27 protein-coding genes are annotated in these 24,910 nt (G+C 37.6%); 18 read left to right on the top strand and 9 right to left on the bottom strand.

The annotated features are described in order from the left end of the window. The first annotated feature begins 1,153 nt into the window (after positions 1 to 1,153). A complete protein-coding gene (locus tag AC1M9D_RS00715; protein ID WP_481611280.1) occupies positions 1,154 to 1,420 on the top strand; it encodes a helix-turn-helix domain-containing protein in 267 nt (88 codons plus the stop codon). A 7-nt stretch (positions 1,421 to 1,427) separates the two neighbouring features. Here the strand turns inward: AC1M9D_RS00715 and AC1M9D_RS00710 are convergent, their stop codons facing one another. Both AC1M9D_RS00710 and AC1M9D_RS00705 read right to left on the bottom strand, forming a co-directional pair. Beyond that, complete coding sequence (locus tag AC1M9D_RS00710) at positions 1,428 to 2,690, bottom strand: tyrosine-type recombinase/integrase (protein WP_481611279.1); 1,263 nt, start codon at positions 2,688 to 2,690, stop codon at positions 1,428 to 1,430. 309 nt (positions 2,691 to 2,999) lie between these two features. After that, a complete protein-coding gene (locus AC1M9D_RS00705) occupies positions 3,000 to 3,233 on the bottom strand; it encodes a hypothetical protein (RefSeq protein WP_035270711.1) in 234 nt (77 codons plus the stop codon). Positions 3,234 to 3,505: 272 nt separating this feature from the next. On the opposite strand from AC1M9D_RS00705, the gene AC1M9D_RS00700 reads away from it, so the two are divergent. Together AC1M9D_RS00700 and AC1M9D_RS00695 are read left to right on the top strand one after the other, a co-directional pair. Then, a complete protein-coding gene (locus AC1M9D_RS00700) occupies positions 3,506 to 4,054 on the top strand; it encodes a hypothetical protein (protein WP_092766323.1) in 549 nt (182 codons plus the stop codon). A 148-nt stretch (positions 4,055 to 4,202) separates the two neighbouring features. Next, positions 4,203 to 4,679, top strand: a complete 477-nt coding sequence (locus tag AC1M9D_RS00695; RefSeq protein WP_035263591.1) for a hypothetical protein — start codon at positions 4,203 to 4,205, stop codon at positions 4,677 to 4,679. Between the two features lie 44 nt (positions 4,680 to 4,723). Here the strand turns inward: AC1M9D_RS00695 and AC1M9D_RS00690 are convergent, their stop codons facing one another. The 3 genes from AC1M9D_RS00690 to prmB all read right to left on the bottom strand — a co-directional run bounded on the left by AC1M9D_RS00690 (position 4,724) and on the right by prmB (position 7,286). Beyond that, positions 4,724 to 5,077: a hypothetical protein gene (locus tag AC1M9D_RS00690; RefSeq protein ID WP_481589970.1), complete on the bottom strand. Its 354-nt coding sequence runs from the start codon at positions 5,075 to 5,077 to the stop codon at positions 4,724 to 4,726. A gap of 98 nt (positions 5,078 to 5,175) precedes the next feature. Beyond that, complete coding sequence (gene aroC, locus AC1M9D_RS00685; RefSeq protein WP_035263593.1) at positions 5,176 to 6,261, bottom strand: chorismate synthase; 1,086 nt, start codon at positions 6,259 to 6,261, stop codon at positions 5,176 to 5,178. Positions 6,262 to 6,275: 14 nt separating this feature from the next. Next, positions 6,276 to 7,286, bottom strand: a complete 1,011-nt coding sequence (gene prmB / locus AC1M9D_RS00680; RefSeq protein WP_035263595.1) for a 50S ribosomal protein L3 N(5)-glutamine methyltransferase — start codon at positions 7,284 to 7,286, stop codon at positions 6,276 to 6,278. A 371-nt stretch (positions 7,287 to 7,657) separates the two neighbouring features. Between prmB and AC1M9D_RS00675 the strand changes: the two genes are divergently transcribed. The 6 genes from AC1M9D_RS00675 to AC1M9D_RS00650 all read left to right on the top strand — a co-directional run bounded on the left by AC1M9D_RS00675 (position 7,658) and on the right by AC1M9D_RS00650 (position 13,125). Further along, positions 7,658 to 7,867, top strand: coding sequence for a cold-shock protein (locus tag AC1M9D_RS00675; protein ID WP_035263597.1), 210 nt, complete (start codon positions 7,658 to 7,660; stop codon positions 7,865 to 7,867). Positions 7,868 to 7,990: 123 nt separating this feature from the next. Then, positions 7,991 to 8,296 (top strand): hypothetical protein, encoded by a 306-nt coding sequence (locus AC1M9D_RS00670; protein WP_481594617.1) that lies wholly within the window; start codon positions 7,991 to 7,993, stop codon positions 8,294 to 8,296. 143 nt (positions 8,297 to 8,439) lie between these two features. Further along, entirely contained in the window at positions 8,440 to 9,813 is a 1,374-nt protein-coding gene (locus AC1M9D_RS00665; RefSeq protein WP_092766329.1) for an ABC1 kinase family protein, read from the top strand. Between the two features lie 227 nt (positions 9,814 to 10,040). Then, positions 10,041 to 11,336 carry an acyl-CoA dehydrogenase family protein gene (locus AC1M9D_RS00660; RefSeq protein WP_481611278.1) on the top strand — a complete coding sequence of 432 codons (1,296 nt, stop codon included), beginning with the start codon at positions 10,041 to 10,043 and terminating at the stop codon, positions 11,334 to 11,336. A 30-nt stretch (positions 11,337 to 11,366) separates the two neighbouring features. Further along, positions 11,367 to 12,566 carry an acyl-CoA dehydrogenase family protein gene (locus AC1M9D_RS00655; RefSeq protein WP_481611277.1) on the top strand — a complete coding sequence of 400 codons (1,200 nt, stop codon included), beginning with the start codon at positions 11,367 to 11,369 and terminating at the stop codon, positions 12,564 to 12,566. 73 nt (positions 12,567 to 12,639) lie between these two features. Next, entirely contained in the window at positions 12,640 to 13,125 is a 486-nt protein-coding gene (locus AC1M9D_RS00650) for a GNAT family N-acetyltransferase (RefSeq protein ID WP_180027823.1), read from the top strand. A 38-nt stretch (positions 13,126 to 13,163) separates the two neighbouring features. Here AC1M9D_RS00650 and AC1M9D_RS00645 read toward each other — a convergent pair whose 3' ends face one another. Next, positions 13,164 to 14,375, bottom strand: coding sequence for an alkane 1-monooxygenase (locus AC1M9D_RS00645; RefSeq protein ID WP_035263607.1), 1,212 nt, complete (start codon positions 14,373 to 14,375; stop codon positions 13,164 to 13,166). A 188-nt stretch (positions 14,376 to 14,563) separates the two neighbouring features. On the opposite strand from AC1M9D_RS00645, the gene AC1M9D_RS00640 reads away from it, so the two are divergent. Continuing rightward, positions 14,564 to 15,496 (top strand): AraC family transcriptional regulator, encoded by a 933-nt coding sequence (locus AC1M9D_RS00640; protein WP_092766332.1) that lies wholly within the window; start codon positions 14,564 to 14,566, stop codon positions 15,494 to 15,496. 75 nt (positions 15,497 to 15,571) lie between these two features. Here the strand turns inward: AC1M9D_RS00640 and AC1M9D_RS00635 are convergent, their stop codons facing one another. The 3 genes from AC1M9D_RS00635 to AC1M9D_RS00625 form a co-directional block, all read right to left on the bottom strand. Further along, positions 15,572 to 17,437, bottom strand: a complete 1,866-nt coding sequence (locus AC1M9D_RS00635) for a SurA N-terminal domain-containing protein (protein ID WP_481589963.1) — start codon at positions 17,435 to 17,437, stop codon at positions 15,572 to 15,574. A gap of 128 nt (positions 17,438 to 17,565) precedes the next feature. Beyond that, the gene (locus AC1M9D_RS00630; RefSeq protein WP_035263613.1) at positions 17,566 to 17,838 is read right to left on the bottom strand and encodes an HU family DNA-binding protein; all 273 of its coding nucleotides are present in this window, start codon (positions 17,836 to 17,838) and stop codon (positions 17,566 to 17,568) included. A gap of 168 nt (positions 17,839 to 18,006) precedes the next feature. After that, on the bottom strand, positions 18,007 to 18,435 hold the full coding sequence (locus AC1M9D_RS00625; RefSeq protein ID WP_092766445.1) for a phasin family protein: 429 nt from the start codon (positions 18,433 to 18,435) through the stop codon (positions 18,007 to 18,009). A 233-nt stretch (positions 18,436 to 18,668) separates the two neighbouring features. Here AC1M9D_RS00625 and AC1M9D_RS00620 point away from each other — a divergent pair, with 233 nt between their 5' ends. The 8 genes from AC1M9D_RS00620 (at position 18,669) to fdx (ending at position 24,861) form a co-directional block, all read left to right on the top strand. After that, entirely contained in the window at positions 18,669 to 19,319 is a 651-nt protein-coding gene (locus tag AC1M9D_RS00620; protein ID WP_180027820.1) for a hypothetical protein, read from the top strand. 139 nt (positions 19,320 to 19,458) lie between these two features. Then, positions 19,459 to 19,932, top strand: coding sequence for an Rrf2 family transcriptional regulator (locus AC1M9D_RS00615; RefSeq protein ID WP_035263618.1), 474 nt, complete (start codon positions 19,459 to 19,461; stop codon positions 19,930 to 19,932). Between the two features lies 1 nt (position 19,933). Continuing rightward, entirely contained in the window at positions 19,934 to 21,151 is a 1,218-nt protein-coding gene (locus AC1M9D_RS00610) for an IscS subfamily cysteine desulfurase (RefSeq protein WP_035263620.1), read from the top strand. Positions 21,152 to 21,254: 103 nt separating this feature from the next. Continuing rightward, complete coding sequence (gene iscU, locus AC1M9D_RS00605; protein WP_035263622.1) at positions 21,255 to 21,641, top strand: Fe-S cluster assembly scaffold IscU; 387 nt, start codon at positions 21,255 to 21,257, stop codon at positions 21,639 to 21,641. A gap of 30 nt (positions 21,642 to 21,671) precedes the next feature. After that, positions 21,672 to 21,992, top strand: coding sequence for an iron-sulfur cluster assembly protein IscA (iscA, locus tag AC1M9D_RS00600; RefSeq protein ID WP_035263624.1), 321 nt, complete (start codon positions 21,672 to 21,674; stop codon positions 21,990 to 21,992). A 101-nt stretch (positions 21,993 to 22,093) separates the two neighbouring features. Then, the gene (hscB, locus tag AC1M9D_RS00595) at positions 22,094 to 22,609 is read left to right on the top strand and encodes a Fe-S protein assembly co-chaperone HscB (protein ID WP_180027819.1); all 516 of its coding nucleotides are present in this window, start codon (positions 22,094 to 22,096) and stop codon (positions 22,607 to 22,609) included. A 37-nt stretch (positions 22,610 to 22,646) separates the two neighbouring features. After that, positions 22,647 to 24,506, top strand: a complete 1,860-nt coding sequence (hscA, locus tag AC1M9D_RS00590; protein WP_481611276.1) for a Fe-S protein assembly chaperone HscA — start codon at positions 22,647 to 22,649, stop codon at positions 24,504 to 24,506. A 16-nt stretch (positions 24,507 to 24,522) separates the two neighbouring features. After that, on the top strand, positions 24,523 to 24,861 hold the full coding sequence (gene fdx, locus AC1M9D_RS00585) for an ISC system 2Fe-2S type ferredoxin (RefSeq protein WP_035263630.1): 339 nt from the start codon (positions 24,523 to 24,525) through the stop codon (positions 24,859 to 24,861). The last annotated feature ends 49 nt before the right edge of the window (positions 24,862 to 24,910 follow it).

Below are 24,910 nucleotides of genomic sequence, written 5' to 3'. Positions count from 1 at the left end.
ACGATACCGACCATTCGACACCTCATAAAAAAGAAAACCCCGCCAATTCTTAAGAATCTATAGCAGGGTTTTGCATGCCGTAATACGTCCGGCGAATTTTAAGAATAAAAAAACCCGTTTAACTCTCTCCAATTAAACGGGCTTGACTTGCGTCACAACGTCTTTCTTCTTTTGCAGGGCAACTATATTGCTTAAATATTACAGCTTTATGAAACAGCTCTTTGCTTGAGTGATTGTTATTCAACTTCTTTCAAACAATCTCGGCACACTTTTATTTGATCACCATCAATCGTGTAATCAATTTCAGTAGCACCATGAAAGCCTAAATAACAAAGCAATTTGCGGAGCATGTGGCTCTCCTAGAATTTGATTGGCGGCGCTTCACATTAAACCACTACGATTAAGGAATGCCGCCTAATTTACCTAGATATTGCTTACACATGACATTTCTCTAGGCAACAAAAAAGCCCACCAAATGGCGAGCTTCTTAACAATCAAAGTGCTTAACTAACACTTCGACCACTTATATCACATATTAGCGTATTCACATTTAAATGCAAGCGTTTTAATCAATTCTTAATCTTTTATCATGACCACACAGATAAAATTTCCCTGCATAAACCATGTTATTAATAGAGCTTCGACTCAATATAAACTCCTGATCCATTTGATCTAACGTCAAGCCTCTAATTGATTTTTGAATAAACAGCTCAATCGCCACCTTTGCTGAAGCACAAATGCGTTTTGAGTTCCGAACCTCGATCAGCATTTTTTCAATATGTTCTGCTTCAAACTCTCCTATTTGAAGATATACAAATTTCCCATGACTTCGAGCGTGCGGTTGATTCTCTCGAATTAACCAATAGATTTGGTTCACCCCTAAATTATCAGGAAAATTACCCGATCTCAGACTTGGTGTTAGATGCAGGTGAAACAGGCGCTCTTTATGAAATAGCGGTTGATATGCGTCATTTAAATTCTGATTTTGTTGAATGGGTTATCAAGGTCACAAAGAGCAGAAAGGCTAATGGCACTGGAGTCATTATCCGTGTGCAAAAACACTTTGTGCATCCGCTCTACAACATGCTTGCTTTATATATATTAATAAACATGACCAGTATGGTGTGGTTAAAGCTTTGGGAGAGGTGTCGTGATGGCATTAAAAAACTTGGACTCAGTTGCTGAATGTAAAAAACAGCAATTACTTGAAAGTTTTATCGCTGCTCCAAATGATCAAAATTTTGGTCAAGAAGTGGTGGCTCTATATTTAGGTTGCTACCCTTGGACACTGGCACGAATGCGCTGCGATGGTTCTGAGTTACCTTATACGAAAATTGGACGACGCATCGCCTATAAAAAACGTGATGTGCTGGCCTACGAAAAAAGCCGCACAACAACGTGCACGGCTCAGTACGCATAAGGCAGGTCTATCCTGCCTTTATTTGTTTTAAGCGCTCATCCCAAACACTTTCATAATTAAAACAGTCAATTTTGCCCTGATAAACTGCTTCTAGCATGTTCATTGAAGCCCTGAGCTCTTCCATAGGAATTTGCACATATCCACCAGTCACATCAACACGTGGCCTCGCAGTATGATTCAGTAATCGCTTGGTCACGTAAATATTGAATCGAAGTAAATTGCAAATCGTGGCAAAAGTACGCCGAAAATCGTGCATGGAAACATAAAAATCTACCTGATCGCCTATGACTCTTAGAATCCGATCAACACAGGTGGCATGGATGTTTGCTGACGTTGGTATTTTTGTCGCAGGGAAAACCCAATCGTTCTCACGCAATAAATAACGGTCTTTCAGGATTGATAATAGATGTTCACCTATTGGAAACCAATGGTCAGCGCCATTTTTTGTATCCCTAAACACAACAGTTCCATCTTTAAAATTGATGTCAGTCCATTTCAGCTTACAAACTTCCTGACGACGGCAACCCGTATACATTGTGAATAAAAGTATATCTCGATGTGTGTTAGATCGAGCAGTATTTTCTAAATTCAGTTCATCCTGATAATTCAGAACGGCATTGTAATATTTGTGAATAACATCTTTATCCAAGTGCCTTTCACGACGCTCAATTTTATTCCAGCCCTTGGTTACAGCAATAACATCAACAGGATTTGTGCGCAGGATTGGATCCTCATCACTTGAGTACAGCACATGCATATATTTCCACAACGTACCCAGTAGCGATACAGCACCATTGGCAGATGAAGGGCTCAACTTAGTTACTTCAATAAATTTATCCAGGACTTCACTTTTGGTGATTTCAAATAATTTTCTATTAGACCAGCGCAAATACAAATTGAAGTACTTGTTATATTGTTTGACTGTTTTTGGCTTGAAGTCATTTTTGCTTAGATAAATATCCAATGCTTCTTGTACTGTAATATCAAGTGGATTATTAACAACTTGTTTTTTAGATGGCTTTACATACTCACCATTGGCAATTTTAGCCAAAATGGTTTGTGCTTTAGCACGAGCAGATAAGGCAGAAATTTCATTAGTTTTACCTAGAACTACCCTGTACAGTTCCCCTGCATTTCTTCTTTCAATGATATAGGATTTTGATTTGGTGGTAGCCCGAACAGCAAATCCAATTAACTCACTATCCCGATAAATTTTTTGACCTGACGTCGTCAATGGAATAGCATCAACATTGGACTTGTTGAGTTTCATATTTAATACCAGATACCTTAGACAGTACTGATTTAAGCATGTTTCTCAACAGTCTACAAATAATCTACAAGTAAAAAAGTGACACAATAAAACCTGCAAAATACCAACATAACAACTTGTTTTTATTGGATTTATAAAAATAAACTTTCCACAATGGTTCTATAGAAAAAGTAGAATCCACCTAACCTACTTTGGATTGGGAATGTTTGGTGCATATTGAACCGTGCTTAATTTCGAATAGAACTATATTATAAAATAGATAATGAATAGTGATGAGAATAAGAAAGGCAGCTCAAGGCTGCCTTTAAATTAATTCAGTGCGATGACTTTAACTAAGATTGTTTGTGATTCTTCAAAGTCATCAAATATTTGCTTTCGATTAAGTTCTTTTGACTTCACTTTAAACTCATGATTCTGGTACTGAATGACTGATGGAATTGAATCGAAATACGCATAGTCTGCCTCGATGGTTTCTTCAAACAATGGAGTGCCCAATTGATAGTCTTTGCTCTTCAGCACCACATATTTCACAGTCGTTTTCATTTCATACTCTTTTATTAACGCTTTATTTTTAGTTATATCACCTTTTGAAAAGTGTTCAATCAAAAATAGAAACGTTTGACCATAAAGGACTCAATCAATTATTTTTTACCACCTTTAAACTTAATTCAAGCAACCTGACAAGCATCACAAAAAGAAAAATAGCAAAACACGACAATAAATATATATTTTTTGATAACTGGTTAACATTTATATGGATTGTATGCTAAATTTAGCATATACAAAAACAACATCTATTTAACTGGTTGATAATAATGAAAGTTCAATTTATATCTATTCTTACTGCTCTTTCACTGAGTGGGTGTATCGTTGTATCCAATAAACCAAATGCAAGTTCTGCAAAAGCTTATGCATCTAATGTTATTGATTTTAAACCTTCAGAAAATGCCAAGCGAATTGAAACACGTGGTCAGGTGATTTGTGAACCATCAAAACCATGTACTGAGTTAACATTTGATTGGAAACAGCAGAGCAATAATTTATTTAGAGTACATACCAATCTATTTGATCGAAAATCTTTTGATATCAAGCAAGTGATTTTCACGCTAGATGGTCAAACTTATCCTTACACAACTTTAACTCAAACCAATACACGATCAGTCAACAATTCCGATCTCATTAACTCTTCAAATTACATTGATGTACCAATGAATTTTGTCGTTATGTTTGATCAGTCTAAATCTATCGATATTGCTGTAGTGACAGATCAAGGTGCTATTACGCATAGCATTTTAAAAGATGGGCATGCATCATTTGCCTATCAAACATTTAAAAGTGGCTACCAACAATTTAAGCAAAAGTAAAAAAAGACCCACTATGGGTCTTTTTTTAATCATCGATACAAAACTGCAACGTGTTATTAGACTGCTAGGCATTTCATTTTTTAGAATTTTTCGTTAGATTTAACAAATTGTGTACACAGTTATAATAAACAAGACAATAGGTAAAATCATGAAAATCAAACTAGCGCTTATTTCAGCATTGGTTGTATTAACAGGTTGTGCAGGAAGTTATCCAGAACGTGTTGTAACCAAAGGACCTCTCATCTGTGCTACTGATGAAATTTGCCCTGAGCTTGCACTCCGTTGGAATGATGAAAAGCGTAATGGTTTTAAAATAACTGCAGATGTAAATGACACTATACAGCACGATATAAAACAATTGAACTTTATTGTTGATGGTCAGCCTTATGTCTATTCAACAATTCAACCAACCCAATATGCAACTGCAGCTGGTGTAACGAATTCATCTAATTTTATTGTCGTTCCTGTAAGTTTTTTAAACTCATTTAGAGACGCAAAACAAATTGATCTAAAAATCGTGACAGCTAACGGCGAAGTGACTCGTCCCATCCTGCAAGCTGACGGTCAGAAGTCTTCTGCTTACTTAACATTTATCAAAGGTTATACAGGTCAAACTATCGAATAAATGAATTATTCACTAAAAAGCCAGTTTGTTGAACTGGCTTTTTTTTAAGGCTTACAACTTTTTTGATAACTTGTTCCTAAATCTTGGAATGATAACTCAAAAGAATTTCTCATTTTTTTTGCAAATAATGCTTCTTCTTTTGCTTTAGCCATATGAATATTTTTTTGTGCTAATCGTTCTAAAGCATTTAATGCATCTGCATATTCACAAGCTCTTTGAATGATCAACGAAATATTCTGCTTACTATCGACCGATTGATGTAATCGAATTTGACTCGCTTCAATTTCGTTATAAATTGACTTCACTTCAATATCAAACTGAGATTGTGTTAAGCCATTCGCATAACTATACGATAATCCGCATAAGACCATCGCCCCAACCAATATCCTTATTTTCAATTGAATTCCCCATAAAACGTTCAATTGCAATTTTAAAATTATATTAAAAAGCCAGATCAATCATCTGGCTTTTTACATCATACGCTTTTTTACTTTGGTTAAATTGGCTCAAATGGCGCAACAACGTCGGCATTTTGGGCACGATGACGCATAAAGTGATCCATTAACACGATTGCAAGCATCGCTTCAGCGATTGGTGTCGCACGAACACCCACACAAGGATCGTGACGACCTTTAGTAAGAACATCCGTATCTTCACGATTAATGGTAATCGTTTTGCCTGGTGTGGTAATAGAAGCAGTAGGTTTTAGTGCAATTGATACACGAATATCTTGACCACTTGAGATACCACCTAATATACCACCAGCGTGATTCGCTAAGAAGCCATCAGTTGTCAGTTCATCACGTGTTTCATGACCAAATTGTTCAGCCACGCCAAAACCATCACCAATCTCTACACCTTTAACCGCATTAATTGACATCATCGCATGAGCGATATCAGCATCTAAACGGTCGAAAACAGGTTCTCCCCAGCCTACGGGTACTTTAGAAGCAATAATTTCAAGTCGTGCTCCACAGCTTGTTCCTTTTTCACGCAATGATGTCACAAGTGCTTCAAAGCGTGGTACGGCATCAACATCACCACAAAAGAATGGATTATTCGGCACTTCATTCCAATCTAGTTTTTCTGTTTTTTCAGTTCCGATTTGTGTTACATGCCCTCGGATTTCAATACCAAACTTTTCAAATAAGAATTTTTTAGCAATTGCACCCGCTGCAACACGCATCGCTGTTTCACGTGCACTTGAGCGACCACCACCACGGTAATCACGGAAACCATACTTTTGTGTATAAGTATAGTCTGCATGACCTGGACGGAAAGTTTGTGCGATATTACCGTAATCTTTAGATTTTTGGTCTGTATTACGAATTAAAAGACCAATGGATGTCCCAGTGGTTTTACCTTCGAACACACCTGAAATAATTTCAACTTCATCTGGTTCTTTGCGTTGTGTTGCAAATTTAGAGGTACCTGGTTTACGACGATCTAAGTCTATTTGTAAGTCCTCAGCTGATAACTTTAGACCTGGTGGAACTCCATCTACAATCGCCATCAAACCAACACCGTGAGATTCACCACAAGTTGTTACACGGAACAATTGTCCAATACTATTGCCAGCCATGTTCAACAACTCCTTTAAACTTGAACAGATTGAATGAATAAATCACGATATTGACGGCATTGTGCTGCAGTCAGTGCAAAAATACCTGACCCACCACGTTGGAATTGCAACCAGTAGAAATCAACAGTATTAAAGTTTTGCTTCATCGCCCATTCTGAGTTGCCCACTTCAATGACGATTAAACCATCTTCAGTTAAATAGTCTGCGGCTTGAGCCAGCATTTTACGCACAAGATCCAAACCATCTTGACCCGCTGCCAATGCCAATTCTGGCTCGTGATGAAACTCATCTGGTAAATCTGCCATATCTTCAGCATCGACATACGGCGGATTAGAAACAATTAAATCATATTGATTTTCGGCAGGTATTTTAGCGAAAAGATCAGATTCCAATAAAGCGACTTGATACTGTTTATTGTGATGCTCACAGTTGATTTGTGCAACTTCAAGGGCTTCTTTTGAAATATCAGTAGCATCGACTTCAGAATCAGGGAATGCATATGCCAAAGCAATTGCGATACAACCAGAGCCAGTACACATATCCAAAATACGCTGTGGAGTTTTAGGATTTGGATTCACTGGCAAATTATTGACCGCTTCACCCATTTCACCATTTTCAGTCAAACAATAAGGTGCAAAACGATTTTCAATCAGCTCAACGATTGGTGAGCGTGGAATCAGTACACGCTCATCTACATAAAATGGTTTACCAAAGAAATAAGCAAGATTTAATAAATATGAAGTAGGAACACGGTCATTGATACGACGTTCGAGTAAACTCAAGAATTCCGCAACTTCGCTTGGCAGCAATTTTGAGTCTAAAATCTCAGCATCGGCATTCCAGTCTAGTGACAAAGTTTGTAAAACTAAAGCAGAACTTTCAGCAAAATAATCTTCAGTACCTTGACCTAAGTGTGCATCGTATTGACGTAATGCTGTAACTCCAAAACGAATAAAATCTCGAATAGTTGTTAAGTTTTCAGCGGCTTCCTGTAGATGTTCAGGGCTAATAGTCGGTCGATCCACTTAAGGCGTCTCCAAGGTCAATTTTTTAAAAACGGTCTATGATACCTTGTTTTATCCTATTAATAAAAAGTTCTATCCGTGTTATTCGGCAAATTTGTATTGAAAATTTGAATAGTTAGAATTATCCATTGAATAAGGTCTACTCATTCAGGTTTTAAAATAGCGAGAAAGTTGATTAAAACTAACGATATTGAAAATAATCGTGTATACTCGAAGCCAACTAGAAAATTTATGTTGTTTCATTAAATCTTTTATTTCGCAGTGTTAGTCATAATCCTACGTTTGGTTTCAGATTTTAAGTTTCATTTTTTTTCCAAGTTACATCATTGAGTTCAAACTCATAACATTAAAGTTTTATTAGGATTCCTATTATGTCTAATACTGTTAAAGGTACAGTTAAATGGTTCAACGAAACTAAAGGTTTCGGTTTCATCCAACAAGAAAACGGTCCTGACGTTTTTGCTCACTTTAGCGAAATCAAAGGTTCAGGCTTTAAAACTTTGGCTGAAGGCCAACAAGTTGAATTCAGCGTAACTCAAGGTCCTAAAGGTCCTAACGCTGTTGACATCGTAGCAGTTTAATTAACTGTTAAAAAAAGCGGGCTTTGCCCGCTTTTTTTTGACTCTCGAAAAGCTCACCAGACTTGAAAAAGAAAATTTAGACTCAAACTAATAAAAGTTAAAGTGAATTTCAAAAGTTAAAGTATGAGTTATAAACACAATAATTTAATGGCAATGCGTCAAAATTACTGGAGTGATGATTCTTCCCCTCGTGTCACAACAGAAAAACAATTTCTTAAGCAATTTTTGATGGATCATCAAATTTTTGAAAATCCAAGTTTGGATGATGTTAAATATTTTTTCTTCAGCTTACCTAGCGTCATTATTATCAAAGCATATGCCCTTGGATTTATTCATGAAACTGTTGTCAACTTAATGAAGTTATTCATCTCTGAGTATCGCGTGTCTCTGTCTACTCGAGCTCAACTCCCAGTTAAATATCGACTTTAAAAAGCTTAGGCTATTTAAGTTTGAATAAATTGACCATTTATACACCTGATATTGAAATACTTGAACTATTTTAATACGTTCATAACATGTAATATTCAATACAATGATTTCTCTGCGCGATTCGCTTAAAGGACCTAAACTTCATGTCAGATCAGAATGAAAAGCTTAAACAATTAAAAACTTCTTCAATGGATCGCCGTCTTTCGATTGCGAAAGCTTCTCTACTGGCTGGCACACGCTGGGCTGCTTCAAGTGCGAGTTCTATTTTTTCAAGCGAAGAAGAAAAAGAAAAAAAACGTAAACAAGCGATGAAAGAACAAGCTGACTATCTTGTTGCTGAAATCGGTAAATTAAAAGGCTCTATCGTCAAAATTGGTCAAATGATGGCGTTATATGGTGAGCATTTTCTACCTGAAGAGATCACGCAAGCTTTAAACACTTTAAATAATCAGACCGTTGCCCTCGCGTGGCCTGCGATCCATGAGCAACTGCGCAACCAACTTGGCTCTAAACTCGATGATCTCACCATTGATCATGAGCCTTTAGGCACCGCATCATTAGCACAGGTTCACCGTGCAACACGTAAGTCTGATGGTCTTGAATTGGTGCTCAAAGTTCAATATCCAGGTGTAGCAAGCGCAATTGACTCAGATATGAGCTTGTTTAAGAACATGCTCAAACTTACACGCATGGTTCCTCAAACTCGTGAATTTGATCAATGGTTTGATGAGGTTCGCGAAATGATGCACCGTGAAGTAAATTACAAAATTGAAGCTGAAACAACACGTCGTTTTAGAGCGCGTTTAAAAGATGATCCGCGTTATGTTGTTCCACAAATTATTGATCAATATTGTACAGATCAAGTGCTTTGTATGACTTTTGAGCGTGGTGTTCCGATTAATAGCCCAGTCATGCTTTCACTCCCTCAGGAGCGTCGCAACAAATTAGGTGAAGCATCGCTTGAAATTGCCGTTCGTGAAGTGTTTGAATGGGGCGAGATGCAGACTGATCCTAACTTTGGTAACTACCTAGTACGCTTAGGTGACGGCGCGCAAATTGAAGATAAAATCATTCTTTTAGACTTCGGTGCGATCCGTCAATTTGATGATCAACTCCTCAAGGTAGCTCGTAATTTAATTACCGCGGGCTATCATCATGATGCTCAAGCCATGGTCAATGCTATGACAGGTTATGAGTTTTTCGATGCAATGCCATTAAGCATTAAACCCGACATGGCAAAAGTGTTCCTTCTAGCTACTGAAGCTTTTAGTACTTATAGCAATAATCCAGACCTACCAACAGGCATTATGGATGAACAGCAGCGCTATGATTGGAAACAAAGCCAACTGCATAGCCGTGTGATGCAACGAGCATCCAAGTCGATGGCATCGCGCTATTTTTCAGTTCCACCGAAAGAATTTATGTTCATCAGTCGTAAGTTCATAGGTGCATATACATTCATGACTGTGATCGAAGCAAAAACAAATGTGCGCAAAATGATCCAATCATATGTTTAAGGAACAAAGACCATAGTGATCTATCGTGTCACTATGGTCAATTTATTAAATAAAAAATTTAATTACTAAAAAGAATATATCTTAAATTTCATTAGAATACCTATTCAATTACCATTTATCTGTTTGGTCAAAAAAGTCTTTTAAGCTAGTCATTTTCGACATAGTCATTTCACTAAACACATGTCACGATCTTGTTGTATAAAAAAACCATCAGGAAATTTACAACAATGAATGATATCGCAAACAAAGCGCAAGGTTTAGGCTTAGCCTTGATCACTAAGCTCGCAGGCAGTGATTTAATCGATCAATTAAAACTAAGAAAAATTATCGAACGCTCGCTTTATCAAGGTTCTAAGGCTGGATTTAAAACCTTGGGCTCTACACAGAAAATTTTTAAACAAAAATCCAATACTCCGACTCAACGTCTATCCAATCAGCAAAAAGGGTTATTTGATCTCAGCCTTTCTGAAGAACAACAGATGACTGTTGATGCGATGCAACAATTTGCTCATGAAGTTCTCTACCCCCTAGCACATACAGCCGACCACCAAGCTACTTTTCCAGAAAACTTATGGGCTCAATTTAAAGATTTAGGTGTCAAATATTATGCATTGCCTGAACAATACGGCGGCGTTGCTTCAGAAAAGAATGTGGTTACAAATGTGCTGATCACAGAGCAACTTGCACAAGGTGACTTCTCATTAACAGCTACATTACTCTCCACGTTCTCAGTCATTAATGCAATTACACAGTGGGGTTCAGCAGAGATTCAAAATAAGTATTTGTCGGCATTTAGCGAACAAGATGATCTATTTGCAACTTTTGCTGTTCAGGAAAATACACCTGCTTTCAACCCTTTCCAATTAAAAACAAAAGCGACACGCCAAGGCGATCATTTTGTCATTAATGGTGAAAAAACTATCGTTATTCTAGGTGAGCAGGCAGATCTTTTATTGGTTTCCGCAGATTTAGATGGAACAGCTCAGGTTTTCATTGTTGAGCGAAATGAAACGATTTCATATAAAGCAAATCCAGCAATGGGGCTTAAAGCAACCCAATCTGTGAGCCTAAAATTTAACAACACACCAGCATTTAAACTAAATGAGCAAGATTTTGATTATTCAGCGTTCATTGATCTGGGCAATTTAATGTGGTGTGCAATGGCAGTGGGTACATGCCAAGCGGTTAAACAATATTGCGTTCAGTATGCCAATGAACGCACCGCATTTGGTGAACCAATATCCCACCGTCAAAGTGTTGCATTTATGATCGCGGATATGGCTATTGAAATTGATGCTATGAAAATGTTGGTTTTGAATGCTGCAAGTCGTGCAGAATCAGGTTTAAGTTTCCATCGCGAAGCATATTTAGCACGAATTTTATGCGCAGAAAAATCAATGAAAATTGGCACTGATGGCGTACAACTCTTAGGTGGACATGGCTTTACCAAAGAACATCCAGTTGAACGTTGGTATCGAGATTTGCGTGCTACTGCCATTATGCATTCTGGTTTACATGCTTAATCAAATAATAAAAATTTAAGGACAAAGATGATGAATTTAGAAAATCCGAAAAAATTTAAAATGCTTGTTGATCAAGCTCATCAGACAGCGTTAAACGTGCTTCGCCCTATTTCACGCAAATATGATAAAGCTGAACATGCTTATCCCAAAGAACTCGACATGTTAGCATCCCTATTGGATGGTATGAATGAAGGTGGCGATGGCATGAATGCTGGCGCTGCCGTCAATAAACGTGGAGATACGACTCAAGGCAACAAAAATGGCGTGAACATGTCTACTGCTTTGGGTGTAATTGAGATGTGTTATGGCGATACTGGTTTATTACTTACCATGCCTCGCCAAGGATTAGGTAACTCTGCAATTGCTGCTGTAGCCAATGAAGAGCAACTTGAACGCTTCAAAGGAACTTGGGCTGCGATGGCAATTACCGAGCCAGGCTGTGGATCTGATTCTGCAGCAATACGCACCACAGCGACTAAAGATGGTGATGATTATATTTTAAATGGCGAGAAAATTTTCGTCACTTCTGGTGAACGAGCTGATTCAATCGTGGTTTGGGCAACACTCGATAAAAAACTTGGGCGTGCAGCAATCAAATCATTTGTTGTTCCTAAAGGCACGCCTGGCATGACCGTTGAACGTCTTGAACATAAACTCGGAATTAAAGCTTCAGATACTGCTGTCATTCGCTTTATCGATTGTCGTGTCCCTGCTGCAAATTTATTAGGCAATGCTGAAATCGATGTTGCAAAAGGTTTCGCTGGAGTCATGGAAACTTTTGATAATACACGCCCTCTTGTGGCCGCAATGGCAGTTGGGTGCTCTAAAGCGTCTTTAGAGCGTATCAAGGAAATTTTTAAAGACCAACTAGATGCTGAATATGCCACCCCCTACCTTCAATCCTCAAATATTGCAGCTCAGATTTATCGTATGGAAGCAGAATGGGAAGCTGCTCGTTTATTAACCCTAAAAGCTGCATGGATGGCTGACAATAAAAAGCCTAACTCGCGTGAAGCTTCAATTGCAAAAGCGAAAGCTGGACGAATTTGTAATGAAATTACATTGAAGTGTGTCGAACTTGCTGCAAGTGTAGGCTATACCGAAGATGAGTTGTTGGAAAAATGGGCGCGTGACTCCAAAATACTAGATATCTTCGAGGGTACACAACAAATTCAACAGCTTATTATTGCGCGCCGTGAACTTGGAAAATCATCAAGCGAATTGAAATAAATCACGTTGAATTAAACTCAACTCCGATGAAACTTAGATATACTCTGTGAAGATTTACTAAGTTTCATCAATTATGTACTTTATTCGAACTATTCAACCCCAAGATAATCCCCATATTGCAAAAATCATTCGTGAAGTCTCAGTGGAGTTTGCTCTCGCTGCTGAATCAGGCTTCGCAGTAGCAGATCCAATTCTAGATCAACTCTATGACGTTTATACAAAACCTCACTCCATATATTGGGTTATTAGCAATGACCAACACGAGGTCTTTGGTGGTGGGGGCATTGCACCTTTGCTGGGCCACGAAAACACCCTAGAGATACAAAAAATGTATTTTATGCCCTCAATACGAGGTTTGGGTTTTGCAAAACAAATTCTAGAAAAATGTATCCAATTTGCACGAGATCAGGGTTACACGCAAATTTATCTCGAAACCACAGCATCTCTCTGGCAGGCTGTAAAATTATATGAAAAATTAGGTTTTCAACATCTACAACACCCATTAGGAAATACTGGACATAGTGATGCATGCGAAATACGCATGTTAAAAGTATTATAAAAAAACCGACCCATGGTCGGTTTTTTTATTTTTGAGTGTTAGCCCAATAATTTATCAATAACACCAAATTTTTTAAAAATTTTTGCTCGTCGTTTTGGATGAATATTGGCTTTATTTAAATCGCCACCATAATGGTCAAATACGCGCTTATCCATAATTTTAAACCATAACTTAGGTATTAAAACTGGGATCAACATCGTCGCATATCCACTTGGCAACACTGGCGCTTCTTCAAAGTTTCTCAATGCTTGGAATGGTCGTGTCGGATAAGCATGATGATCCGAATGGCGCTGCAACTGGTATAAGAATAGATTGGTTGTGATGTTATTATTATTCCAACTATGTTCAGGCATAGTACGCGAATAACTTCCATCTTCTTTCTTTTCTCGCAATAAGCCGTAGTGCTCAAGATAGTTGACCATTTCAAATAAAGTCACACCGTAAAGTGACTGTATGGCTAAGAATGGTAAAATTTTCTTACCATACAGTTTTAGCATCGTTGCGTGAAAAGTTGCACTAATGGCTGCGCCGTGAAATAACTCATTTTTCAGTGAAAAGAACGACTCACCCTTACGATTTAATCGATGTTTTTCAATCTGTATTGCTGACTTCAAGCCACCGCTAATGGTTCTTGGAAGAAACTCGTAAAAGGTCTCACCCATCTTAGAAGTCGCTGGATCTTCTGGAGTAGCTGCGCGCTTATGATGCCCATATGGGTGCTCAATACGGAAATGATTGTATCCAAGTGGTGCTAGTGTCACGTGTGACCAATAATGATCTGCACGCTTCGGTCGATGGCATAGTTCATGGGCAGTATTCACACCAATACCGTTGATCAACCCCATAGTACAACCAATCAACAACTGATCCAACAATGGGGTTTCTTTACGAGAGACCACGTATCCAGCAAAAAAATTGGCTGCATATTGTAAAGGAACAAACATTTTTACTATACGATCATAGTAAGGATCACTGACTAATTTTTTGATCTGCTCATCACTCGGATTATTCTCATCAGTACCGACCAAAGCATCAATGGTGGGAATAATTACGTGTAATAATAAAGGTCCACCTAATGCAAACAATTTTTTAGTTGCTTTAGGTCCGTATTGATATCCAGCCAAAAAGCCCATCCCTAATACAGGTAGTGCTGGACTAAGCAACCATAAGTAACGCTTCTTATCCAGTTGTAAGCCTTGCGCTATCGGGTTCTGACTCAATAACTCTTCAACTTTTACCTTTGCATTCACTTGCAATTTTCCTTTTCTATTTCTTATTTTTATCTTTGTTCATTTCAAATTTCAAATACAGTCGTAATCGTCCAAAAAAGCTATTGAGTCGTATTTCCACAACGATTTTGAAGCTAAAATACATTATAGAAATCTTTACACATGTTAAGATTCAGCAATTGTAAGCGTATAGGGAATATACGAAAAACATGGATGCCCTCAGTCAAGTTTTTGAAGATATTCACCTCAAAAATACGGAATATCTCTACCTTCAAGCACAAGGTAAATGGGCTTTTGAGTTAAGTCATCAAACAGCCATGATTACCTATATTTTATTATACGGTGAAGCCTTTTTTAAATTTCAAAATGGCGAACAGCTACACTTAAAAGCTGGAGATATGGCAATTATTCCTTCTGGAATGTCACATCAAGCCTATAGCCATCAAGAACAAACATTAGTCAACATTACTCAAATAGATCATTTATTTAAAGGTTTAAGAGATGATGAAATTATCCTCGGTGACGAAGATGATAAATCTGAGAAATCTCTCATCTTCAGTATACGATCTAACATGGACAGTATTATGGGTGGACCATTGATTCAAGCCTTACCCACTTATATCCATTTAAACAATGCACTGAATGCTAGAGAGCCGGAGTGGTTAAGGATCGGGCTTTATTTCGTGGCTGATGAAACCAAGATGAACCGACCTGGTCGCCATAAGATTATGGATCACGTGGTGAGTATTATGTTAATCGAATGCGTGAGAGATTACATTTCCACGCTTACAGATCAGAATAACTGGTTAAATGCACTTACTCACCCAGAATTGAGCCCTGCATTTTCAGCGATTCACAGCCAACCAGAACGAAACTGGACTGTAGAATCATTGGCAGAAACTTGCTTTATGTCGCGTTCAAAATTCGCTCATTTATTTCAAAATATGGTGAATGAAACACCATTAGCATACTTACAGAAACACCGTTTAAGATTAGCCAGTCAACTTTTACGCTTGAGCCAGCTTTCAATCCAACAAATCGCGCACAAAGTTGGTTATTCATCAGAGACTGCATTTAGTCAAGCCTTCAAAAAACATTATCTATGCAGTCCAAGCCAGTATCGGAATACTTATTTGAATTAATCGAATTAAATAAATCATAGCAAAATAAAAAAAGCACCGAAGTGCTTTTTTTATGAAGATAGAATTACTGGTGAGTTACTTAATTTTTGCAACTGACTTTAAATACTCAGTGTAATCTTTAAGTAATTGTGTACCACGATAGTTTTGATAAAGCTGTGCAAGCTGCTGTTTTTCTTCAGCCGAAATCGAATCCATAGATGGTTTTTTTACCTCAGCCACACCGATAATTACCATTTCATTTGGTAATTGAGCTGTAGTCACAGACCACATTCCTGCTTTAGGTGCAGGCACACTAAATGCAGCACGTTCAATTTCTCGTTTAAGACCTTGAGAACGAGTAAACACACCTGCATTTACGAAAGATTGCTGATGCTTAGTTAAAACCTGCTGTGAAGGTAGTGTTTTAAAATCCTTTAACATTGCAGCAACTTTTGCTTGAGCAGCTTCATATGCCTTTTGATTCAACAGCTTTTCTTTAACCTTCGCTTTGGCTACTGATAAAGGTTGAACACCAGCTTCACGGTATTCACGAACTTTCAACCAAACTGTATCACCATTCGCCAATTGTATATTGCTGGTCGCATTACGATCACCATTTTTTACATCTTGACTAAAGATCTTAGCTTTTACAGCAGGATCCGCTAGGACTGTATTTTGAGTGGCAAGAGTTACATTATTCGCAGTAACCAATTTAGCCGATTTTAATTCCTGAGGGACTACATCTAAAGCATCGCTACTTACAACGAGCTCATTCAAACCATTTACTAGATCAGAATAAGCATTGGCATTTTTAGATTTTAATAAATCAGCTTCAAGACGTGCTTTTTCAGACTCAAAACTAGCAACATTCACTTGAGCAGCTTTAGCTTGAATAATATGTACACCAAAATCGGTTTTTACTGGCTTAGAAATCGTACCTTTTGAAGCTTGAACTGCATTATCAAAAGCATCACCGAATACACCGGCTTCATAACCATCAACTCGACCCGCATTATCTTTGGAACTAGAATCTTCAGAATACTGTTGAGCAGCCTCTGCAAAAGATAATCCTGATTGAATTTTTGCATAAACATCATTGGCTATTTTTTCAGCCTCAAGCGCAGTACGATTATCTGTTGTAATCAAAATATGTTGGACTTCAACTTTGGCATTTTTATTTTGTTGAGTTACATATTGATCATAAGCTTGTTTTAATTCTGCATCTGTAACAGTTGTTGTGGCATTTGCTACCATAGCAGGCGTTACCAATACATAATCAAGATCAACTGAGGCAGGTTGCTTAAACAGCACTTTATGTTTTTCATAATAAGCAGCGACTTCAGCATCAGTTATTTTTACAGACGTTTTGTAATCATCCAATTTTACAGATGACATAAATAACGTACGTTGCTCACCTTGTAGATTTGCGATTTGCTGAATATCACTTTGGCTTACCAAAGAATTATCACGAATGCTTGAAACTAACATTTGAAGCGCATGATCTTGTCTTAAATTTTGGATTAGACCCTGGCTCGTCATATTAATTGATCGAAGATAGTTTTCATAAGCTTGTTGTGAAAATTTACCATCAACCTGCAGACTTGGCTGTTGAGCAATCATTTGTTCAATCTGAGCATCACTTAAACTGATGCCTAACTTTTCAGCCTGCTGAACCAATAAAGCACGATCAATTAAACTATCTAGAGCCATTTGTTCAATATACGATTGATTCAGAAGTGATTCATCACCTTGAACCATTTGTAAGAATTGATCTTTATAATTCTTCGTTTGAACTTCTAGCTCTTTATTAGAAATTTCTAAATCATTAACGGTTTTAGCAATCCCATCTTTGTTTCCACCACCGAAATAGCCTTCAATACCGACCAATGCCAATGGTGTCAAAAATAATACTAGAAGGACTTTGCCGAGCCACCCTTTAATGAGTTTACGAAACGATTCCATAGGTATTCCAATATTTTATTTCAAAGCGATTCTAACTGATAATCCAAACCGAATATATCAGATGAAGCCATAAATTTTCTTTTTAATAAAAAACGCGCCAAGTCGGCGCGTTTTGGACTTAATAAGAATTAAGCTACAGAATCTTTTAAACCTTTACCAGCTTTAAAGCTAGGAACTTTGCTTGCTTTAATTTGTAATTCTTCGCCAGTTTTCGGGTTACGACCAGTGCGTGCAGCACGATCTTTAACGCTGAAAGTACCAAATCCTACTAAAGTAACAGAGTCACCTTTTTTCAGCGCTTCGCCAATAGAAGCAATAGTCGCGTCCAATGCCTTACCAGCATCAGTCTTAGACAATCCCCCTTTCTCTGCAATCGCATCAATCAATTCTGATTTATTCATGAAGATTACGTCCTCTTATATCGTTTGTTTAAAATCCAAGGCTTGTATTTTAAAAGGCCATGACGACTTTATAGCAATGCTTTGGGGGGAAACGCAATACTGCTCGACCTGTTTTGATCAAAATAAGCGACAAAAAATACCAAAATTACAGTTTTATCTCTAAATCCATCATTTTTTTTCGAGTTTGGCTCGTAAAGCTTGATTTTCAGCAATGAGCACATCTAATTTCTGGTGAATATCTAAAATCATATTCTCAAGATGTTGTACATCTTTAGTTGAGACGAGCCCAATACGATTAAGCGAAGTACTCACCCCATGATCTAAAAGTTTTTCCACCTTATCTTTTTTATCCGTAACAGACTCTTTAGTTTTTTCCGCAACTTTGTTTACTGTTTGATCTGTAAATTCAACCGTTTTTGATTCAAGCTCTTCACCAACTTTGACTAAAGAGTCAAACATTTTATTACCTTCTTCCTCTGCGCGAGAAAAAGCACCTAAACCAGCAAGCCAAATTTGTTTAGTATATTTACGAAAATCAAGTGTGGACTTGCGTTGATGCTTTGTTTTACGTGAGTTTGCAGGTTGTGAGTTGTCCATTAATTCCTGTTCTTTATTGTTATTTACATCTTGATCCACCGTTACACTCCTGTATATTTTAGCCTCTAAACTGACTATTCGTGCATAAAATACATTGATAATATCAAATATCGCTATTGAACCTTGTTCAAAACTGTTCTACAAAGCAATGATAAATGATGTAATCTTAGACTTAATTTAAGTTTGTGTTAATAGAACTTTTTAGATTTATTAAATTTGAATAGGATTTTTTTATGAGTGAATCGCAACAACAACAAGGTCATACCCGTTTGTTGCTTAACATTGTTATGTTAGTTTTAGAGACATTCTATTCTTTCGTCTTAAAACATGACCATGTTGTTCGCCTTCAAGCAAAAAAATTTGTAGAACAACAAATTACAATTAAAATGAATAGCTATATCCCCTATTTTGACTTCTATATCCAATTTACGGATAAAGGCATCTTATTTGACCTTCAAGCGCCAGAAAAAGAACCTGACCTCAAGGTAAGTAGTACTTTAGTCGATATCATTCAAATTTTCGGGTTTGCAAACCGCAGAAGTTTGAAAAAAATGCGTATTGAAGGTGATCAAACCCTTAAAGACGAATTCAGAGATTTAGCATTACATCTCTCAACACCGAAATTACTTTCAGATTGGAAAAACTGGTTAACAACAGCTTCTGAAGACCAAGATACAAAGGCTTCGAGAAAACGCATTGCACCATTACTTGAAAAAATTGACTTACAAAGATCTAAAATCAATACACTTCAAGTTGAGGTAAAACAATATAAAAATCGTATTCGTCGCATGCAAACCAACCAAAAACGTATCAATATTGCGTTCGGGATAGTTTCGGTTCTCTTCGTGGCTTTAATCGTGTATAATTTATTGATTATTTATTAAAATAATAAAGTTTTATCTGTTTAAATCCTCGCCATATTTAATTCCGATTAATTTAGTTGGTTTTTAGAAAAAATACTTGACTAAATTAGTCGGAATTCATAAAATTTCATCATCTAGCCTTTTACACGTGTATCGAATCATGCGCTTAACCACTCGCGGTCGCTACGCAGTGACTGCATTACTTGATCTAGCTTTGCAGCCGACTGAACAAACCATTACTTTGGCAGAAATTGCTACTCGCCAAACTATTTCTGTGGCTTATTTAGAACAACTATTTGCTAAATTAAAGCGTCATGGCTTGGTTTCGAGTGTACGTGGTGCTAATGGTGGATACCATTTAGCGCGTAATGCTTCTGATATTACGGTCTTAGAAATTATTGAAGCTGTAAACGAAACTGTTGATGCAACACGTTGTGACCACAAAGGTAACTGCCAAAATGGCGCAATGTGTCTAACTCACGATTTATGGCAAGAACTCTCCCTCCACATTGCCGATTACTTAGCTAAAATCTCTCTTGCTGATTTAGTTGCTCGCGATAACGTTCAAACTGTTGCGATCCGCCAGAATACAGCTCCATTAGATTCAGCCCTTTTATCGGTTACAGGTATTTGACATGAAACGTCCAATTTATCTTGATTATGCTGCAACGACTCCAGTCGACCCACAAGTTGCTGAGCGCATGATGGAATGCCTTACATTCGATGGGACTTTTGGTAACCCTGCATCACGTTCGCACGCATATGGTTGGCAAGCTGAAGAAAAAGTTGAATACGCTCGTGAGCAAGTTGCAAATCTTGTAAAAGCAGATCCACGCGAAATCGTTTGGACATCTGGCGCTACAGAATCTGACAACCTTGCACTGAAAGGTGTTGCACAGTTCTACGCTTCAAAAGGCAAACACATCATTACGAGTAAAATTGAACATAAAGCAATTTTAGATACTTGCCGTGAATTAGAACAAGAAGGCTTTGAAATTACCTATCTTGAACCAGAAGCTCAAACAGGTCTAATTACTCCTGAAATGGTTCAAGCTGCTTTACGTCCAGATACAATTCTTGTTTCATTAATGATGGTCAATAATGAAATTGGTACTGTGACTGATGTTGCCGCTATTGGTGAATTAACTCGTGCGAATAAGACATATTTCCACGTAGATGCCGCTCAAGCTGCTGGTAAAGTTGAAATCGATTTATCAACCATGAAAATTGATTTAATGAGTTTCTCTGCTCACAAAATTTATGGCCCTAAAGGTATCGGTGCACTTTACGTACGTCGTAGTCCACGTGTGCGTCTTAAAGCTCAAATGCATGGTGGTGGTCATGAGCGCGGTATGCGTTCTGGTACGCTTGCAACACACCAAATCGTTGGTATGGGTGAAGCATTTGAACTTGCAGGTAAAAACCTAGTTGCTGAACAAACTCGCTTACGCACTCTACGTGACAAACTTTGGAATGGTCTACAAGATCTTGAACAAGTTTTCTTAAATGGTCATCCGACTCAAAACGTAGCAAACTACTTAAACGTAAGTTTTAACTTCGTTGAGGGTGAATCTTTAATGATGTCACTTAAAGATGCTGCTGTTTCATCTGGTTCAGCTTGTACTTCTGCAACATTAGAACCTTCTTATGTTCTTCGTGCATTAGGCTTATCTGATGAGTTAGCACACAGTTCAATTCGCTTCAGTTTTGGTAAATATACGACTGAAGAAGACATTGATCACGTACTAGAAGTGACAAAAGCTGCTGTAGAAAAATTACGTGACCTTTCTCCACTTTGGGATATGTACAAAGAAGGGATTGATCTGTCGAAAGTTGAATGGACAGAACACTAATTTAAACCAAACACATGCATCTTATTAAGCTTAAATATTGAAATTTAATAAGATGCACCCATATTAAATATTATCAGCCGACCCTGAGGTTTGGAGACGCATCATGGCTTATAGCGAAAAAGTGATTGATCATTACGAAAATCCTCGTAATGTTGGTGTTTTAGATAAAAACGCAGAAAACGTAGGTACAGGTATGGTCGGTGCACCAGCTTGTGGTGACGTTATGCGTCTTCAAATCCAAGTGGATGAGAATGGTGTAATTGAAGAAGCTCGCTTCAAAACTTACGGATGTGGTTCTGCAATTGCTTCAAGTTCACTTGTAACTGAATGGCTAAAAGGTAAAACTTTAGACCAAGCACAGCAAATCAAGAATATTGATATTGCAAATGAACTTGCGCTTCCTCCTGTAAAAGTACACTGCTCTGTACTTGCAGAAGATGCAATTAAAGCTGCTGTAGAAGACTACCGTAGCAAAAAAGCGAAAGCTTAATTTAGCGCTTGATGATTGAATGGAGTTTTCATGATCAATTTAACTGAAAATGCTGCAACTCATATCAGCAATTATTTATTGAATCGCGGTAAGGGTGAAGGTATTCGCGTTGGTGTGAAAACTTCAGGTTGTTCTGGATTGGCTTATGTTCTCGAATTCGTTGATGAAGTTGACGAACATGATCAAGTCTTTGAACAGTTTGGGGTTAAAGTTTTCGTTGATCCGAAGAGCCTTGTTTATCTAGAAGGTATGGAAATGGACTATGTTAAAAATGGTCTAAACGAAGGTTTTGAATTCAACAACCCAAACAAAAAAGGTGAATGTGGTTGTGGTGAATCTTTCACTGTTTAAGATAATCATTCTCTTTTTACCTGATTAAAACAGTGCCCTGCACTGTTTTAATTCTATTCAGCGCCCACTTTTATTTTTCACTATTTTGGAATTTCCAATCCATGAATCATTTTGAGTTGTTTAATCTCCCTGTAGCACTCGATATTGATTTAGCAACTTTGAAAGCTAACTTTCTAAAATTGCAGCAACAATATCATCCAGATAAAGCTGAAAATAAAGACCAAGCCTTGATCAAATCTAGCGAAATCAATCAAGCTTATAAAGTTTTATCTCAAGTTGACAGCCGTGCTGGATATTTACTTACACTCAAAAAACAAGACTATCATTTAGATCAATCCATCAATGATTTCGAATTTTTACAATCTGCATTAGAAATTCGTGAACAGTTAGATGAAGCTCAAAGTTCTGAACAACTTTCATCTTTAAAAACTGAAGTGCAACAATGGATTGATGGTTTAGTTCGCGAATTCAAAATAGACTTTGAAGCTGAAGATTGGGCTGAGTCTCGCGATACTGTTCGAAAATTACGTTTCTTCCAAAAAGTGATGAATGATATACATCAAGCTGAAGATCGTATTCTCGATGATGAAGATTTTGACTTAGATGACGAATTCTAATTTTATTTTTTTGTTTTATTTTCAAGGGATTTAACACATGGCACTCTTGCAAATTGCTGAACCTGGACAATCAAGTGCGCCACATGAACATCGCATTGCTATTGGTATTGATTTAGGTACGACCCACTCTCTTGTAGCAACTGTGCTTTCTGGCAAACCTAAAGTTCTAAACGATGAACAAGGTCAAGTGTTACTTCCTTCTATCGTACATTATGCTGAAAACTCTACTGTGCTCGGCAATGACGCAAAACCGTTTATAACTCGTGACCCACAGAATACTATTGTCTCTGTAAAACGTTTTATGGGACGCTCAAAAGCTGATATTAAATTTCAACACCCATATCAATTGGTGGGTGAAGACAATCAGATGCCTGCTTTTGAAACAGCGCAAGGTCGTAAAACACCTGTCGAAATTTCTGCTGAAATTCTAAAAAATCTAAAAGATCGTGCTGAAGCAAGTTTAAAAAATCCCATAAATGGTGCTGTCATTACAGTACCTGCCTATTTTGATGAGGCACAACGCCAAGCAACACGAGACGCTGCACAGCTCGCTGGTTTAAACGTACTGAGATTATTAAACGAACCTACAGCAGCAGCTGTAGCGTATGGTTTAGATCAAGCAACAAATTTAAGTACAGATCAAAACTATGTGATTTATGACTTAGGTGGTGGTACTTTCGACGTATCCATCCTACGTTTATCACAGGGTGTATTTGAGGTACTCGCTACAGGTGGACACACTGCACTTGGAGGTGATGATTTAGATCGTCTTATCGTCAAGTGGGCTAAAAAATCGCTCAATATCGAGACCTTAGATGATAACGAGTATGCACACTTCCTTGTTGCAGCACGTAAAGCGAAAGAAGCTTTATCGGACCAAGATCAAGTTAATCTTCAGCTTTTAGAAAACGAATTAACATTGGATCGTGCAACGTTTGAAAGCATCATTAAAGTTGCTCTAGATAAAACGATTTCAGTGTGCAAACGAGTATTACGTGATGCTAAATTGGAATTAGACGATATTAAAAATGTCGTTTTAGTTGGTGGCTCTACTCGCTCTTATGCGGTACAAAAAGCTGTAGCAGAAGTATTTAGTCAAGAACCCCTGTGTACCATTAATCCAGATGAAGTCGTTGCAATTGGTGCTGCAATTACTGCCAACCAATTAATTGGTAATAGCACCGATGGTTCTTTACTACTTGATGTAACACCATTATCACTTGGTATTGAAACCATGGGTGGATTAGTAGAGCGAATAATTTCACGTAATACTGCAATTCCTGTCGCTCGTCGTCAAGAGTTCACCACGTATCAAGATGGTCAAACTGCGATGTTAATCCATGTTGTCCAAGGTGAGCGCGATTTAGTAGAACATTGCCGTAGTCTCGGACGTTTTGTTTTACGCGGCATTCCACCGATGACTGCTGGTCAAGCACGCATTGAAGTGACTTATCAAGTCGATGCTGACGGTCTCTTATCGGTATCTGCTCGTGAAACAACATCTAACGTCTCAGCTCAGATTGATATTAAACCATCATACGGTTTATCTGATACTGATATGGAGCGCCTACTGGTTGATGGTTTTAAATTTGCAGCAGAAGATAAAGCCCTTCGTCATTTACATGAAACTAAAGTTGAAGCTCAACGAGAACTTGAAGCTCTTTCTCAAGCGCTTAAAGCTGATATTAAACTCTTGACTGAACAGGAAGCTCAGGATTTAATTTCTGCACAAACTCATTTGGCTCAACAACTTGAAACTTCTGATATTGAAGCAATTGAAGCTGCTGTTGCTGCGTTAAAAGTTCATAGTGATGCATTTGCTGCAAAACGAATGAATCAACATATTGATCATGCTCTCAAAGGCACTAAGCTTGACGATTGGTCAAACTCAAACTAAACATAGGTAAAAATTTATGCCACGTATTAAAGTTCTTCCACATGCGCAAATTTGCCCTGAAGGTGCTGAGTTTGAAGTTGAGCAAAATGCCAATCTTTGCGAAAGCCTTCTAAAAAATGGTATCAAAATTGAACATGCTTGTGATATGTCTGCAGCTTGTACGACCTGCCATGTCATTGTTCGTAAAGGTTTTGACGGTCTTGAAGAAATGAATGATGTAGAAGCAGATTTACTCGATCGTGCTTGGGGTTTAGAGCCTGATTCACGTCTTTCTTGTCAAGTAAAAATTGAAAATGATGATTTAGAAGTTGAAATTCCGAAGTACACGATTAACCATGCTTCTGAAAATCATTAATCATTTGTAAAACCATATAAAAAAGGTCACTTAAGTGACCTTTTTATTT

The organism is Acinetobacter sp. ANC_7682 (assembly GCF_056779795.1).
This window is presented reverse-complemented; position numbering and strand designations above follow the sequence as displayed.

What these genes read in the sequence shown, in the direction of transcription:
- AC1M9D_RS00715 (WP_481611280.1), top strand. Translation starts at nt 1,154, where the DNA reads ATGGCATTAAAAAACTTGGACTCAGTTGCTGAATGTAAAAAACAGCAA.
- AC1M9D_RS00710 (WP_481611279.1), bottom strand. Translation starts at nt 2,690, where the DNA reads ATGAAACTCAACAAGTCCAATGTTGATGCTATTCCATTGACGACGTCA.
- AC1M9D_RS00705 (WP_035270711.1), bottom strand. Translation starts at nt 3,233, where the DNA reads ATGAAAACGACTGTGAAATATGTGGTGCTGAAGAGCAAAGACTATCAA.
- AC1M9D_RS00700 (WP_092766323.1), top strand. Translation starts at nt 3,506, where the DNA reads ATGAAAGTTCAATTTATATCTATTCTTACTGCTCTTTCACTGAGTGGG.
- AC1M9D_RS00695 (WP_035263591.1), top strand. Translation starts at nt 4,203, where the DNA reads ATGAAAATCAAACTAGCGCTTATTTCAGCATTGGTTGTATTAACAGGT.
- aroC (WP_035263593.1), bottom strand. Translation starts at nt 6,261, where the DNA reads ATGGCTGGCAATAGTATTGGACAATTGTTCCGTGTAACAACTTGTGGT.
- AC1M9D_RS00675 (WP_035263597.1), top strand. Translation starts at nt 7,658, where the DNA reads ATGTCTAATACTGTTAAAGGTACAGTTAAATGGTTCAACGAAACTAAA.
- AC1M9D_RS00670 (WP_481594617.1), top strand. Translation starts at nt 7,991, where the DNA reads ATGAGTTATAAACACAATAATTTAATGGCAATGCGTCAAAATTACTGG.
- AC1M9D_RS00665 (WP_092766329.1), top strand. Translation starts at nt 8,440, where the DNA reads ATGTCAGATCAGAATGAAAAGCTTAAACAATTAAAAACTTCTTCAATG.
- AC1M9D_RS00660 (WP_481611278.1), top strand. Translation starts at nt 10,041, where the DNA reads ATGAATGATATCGCAAACAAAGCGCAAGGTTTAGGCTTAGCCTTGATC.
- AC1M9D_RS00655 (WP_481611277.1), top strand. Translation starts at nt 11,367, where the DNA reads ATGAATTTAGAAAATCCGAAAAAATTTAAAATGCTTGTTGATCAAGCT.
- AC1M9D_RS00650 (WP_180027823.1), top strand. Translation starts at nt 12,640, where the DNA reads ATGTACTTTATTCGAACTATTCAACCCCAAGATAATCCCCATATTGCA.
- AC1M9D_RS00640 (WP_092766332.1), top strand. Translation starts at nt 14,564, where the DNA reads ATGGATGCCCTCAGTCAAGTTTTTGAAGATATTCACCTCAAAAATACG.
- AC1M9D_RS00635 (WP_481589963.1), bottom strand. Translation starts at nt 17,437, where the DNA reads ATGGAATCGTTTCGTAAACTCATTAAAGGGTGGCTCGGCAAAGTCCTT.
- AC1M9D_RS00630 (WP_035263613.1), bottom strand. Translation starts at nt 17,838, where the DNA reads ATGAATAAATCAGAATTGATTGATGCGATTGCAGAGAAAGGGGGATTG.
- AC1M9D_RS00625 (WP_092766445.1), bottom strand. Translation starts at nt 18,435, where the DNA reads ATGGACAACTCACAACCTGCAAACTCACGTAAAACAAAGCATCAACGC.
- AC1M9D_RS00620 (WP_180027820.1), top strand. Translation starts at nt 18,669, where the DNA reads ATGAGTGAATCGCAACAACAACAAGGTCATACCCGTTTGTTGCTTAAC.
- AC1M9D_RS00615 (WP_035263618.1), top strand. Translation starts at nt 19,459, where the DNA reads ATGCGCTTAACCACTCGCGGTCGCTACGCAGTGACTGCATTACTTGAT.
- AC1M9D_RS00610 (WP_035263620.1), top strand. Translation starts at nt 19,934, where the DNA reads ATGAAACGTCCAATTTATCTTGATTATGCTGCAACGACTCCAGTCGAC.
- iscU (WP_035263622.1), top strand. Translation starts at nt 21,255, where the DNA reads ATGGCTTATAGCGAAAAAGTGATTGATCATTACGAAAATCCTCGTAAT.
- iscA (WP_035263624.1), top strand. Translation starts at nt 21,672, where the DNA reads ATGATCAATTTAACTGAAAATGCTGCAACTCATATCAGCAATTATTTA.
- hscB (WP_180027819.1), top strand. Translation starts at nt 22,094, where the DNA reads ATGAATCATTTTGAGTTGTTTAATCTCCCTGTAGCACTCGATATTGAT.
- hscA (WP_481611276.1), top strand. Translation starts at nt 22,647, where the DNA reads ATGGCACTCTTGCAAATTGCTGAACCTGGACAATCAAGTGCGCCACAT.
- fdx (WP_035263630.1), top strand. Translation starts at nt 24,523, where the DNA reads ATGCCACGTATTAAAGTTCTTCCACATGCGCAAATTTGCCCTGAAGGT.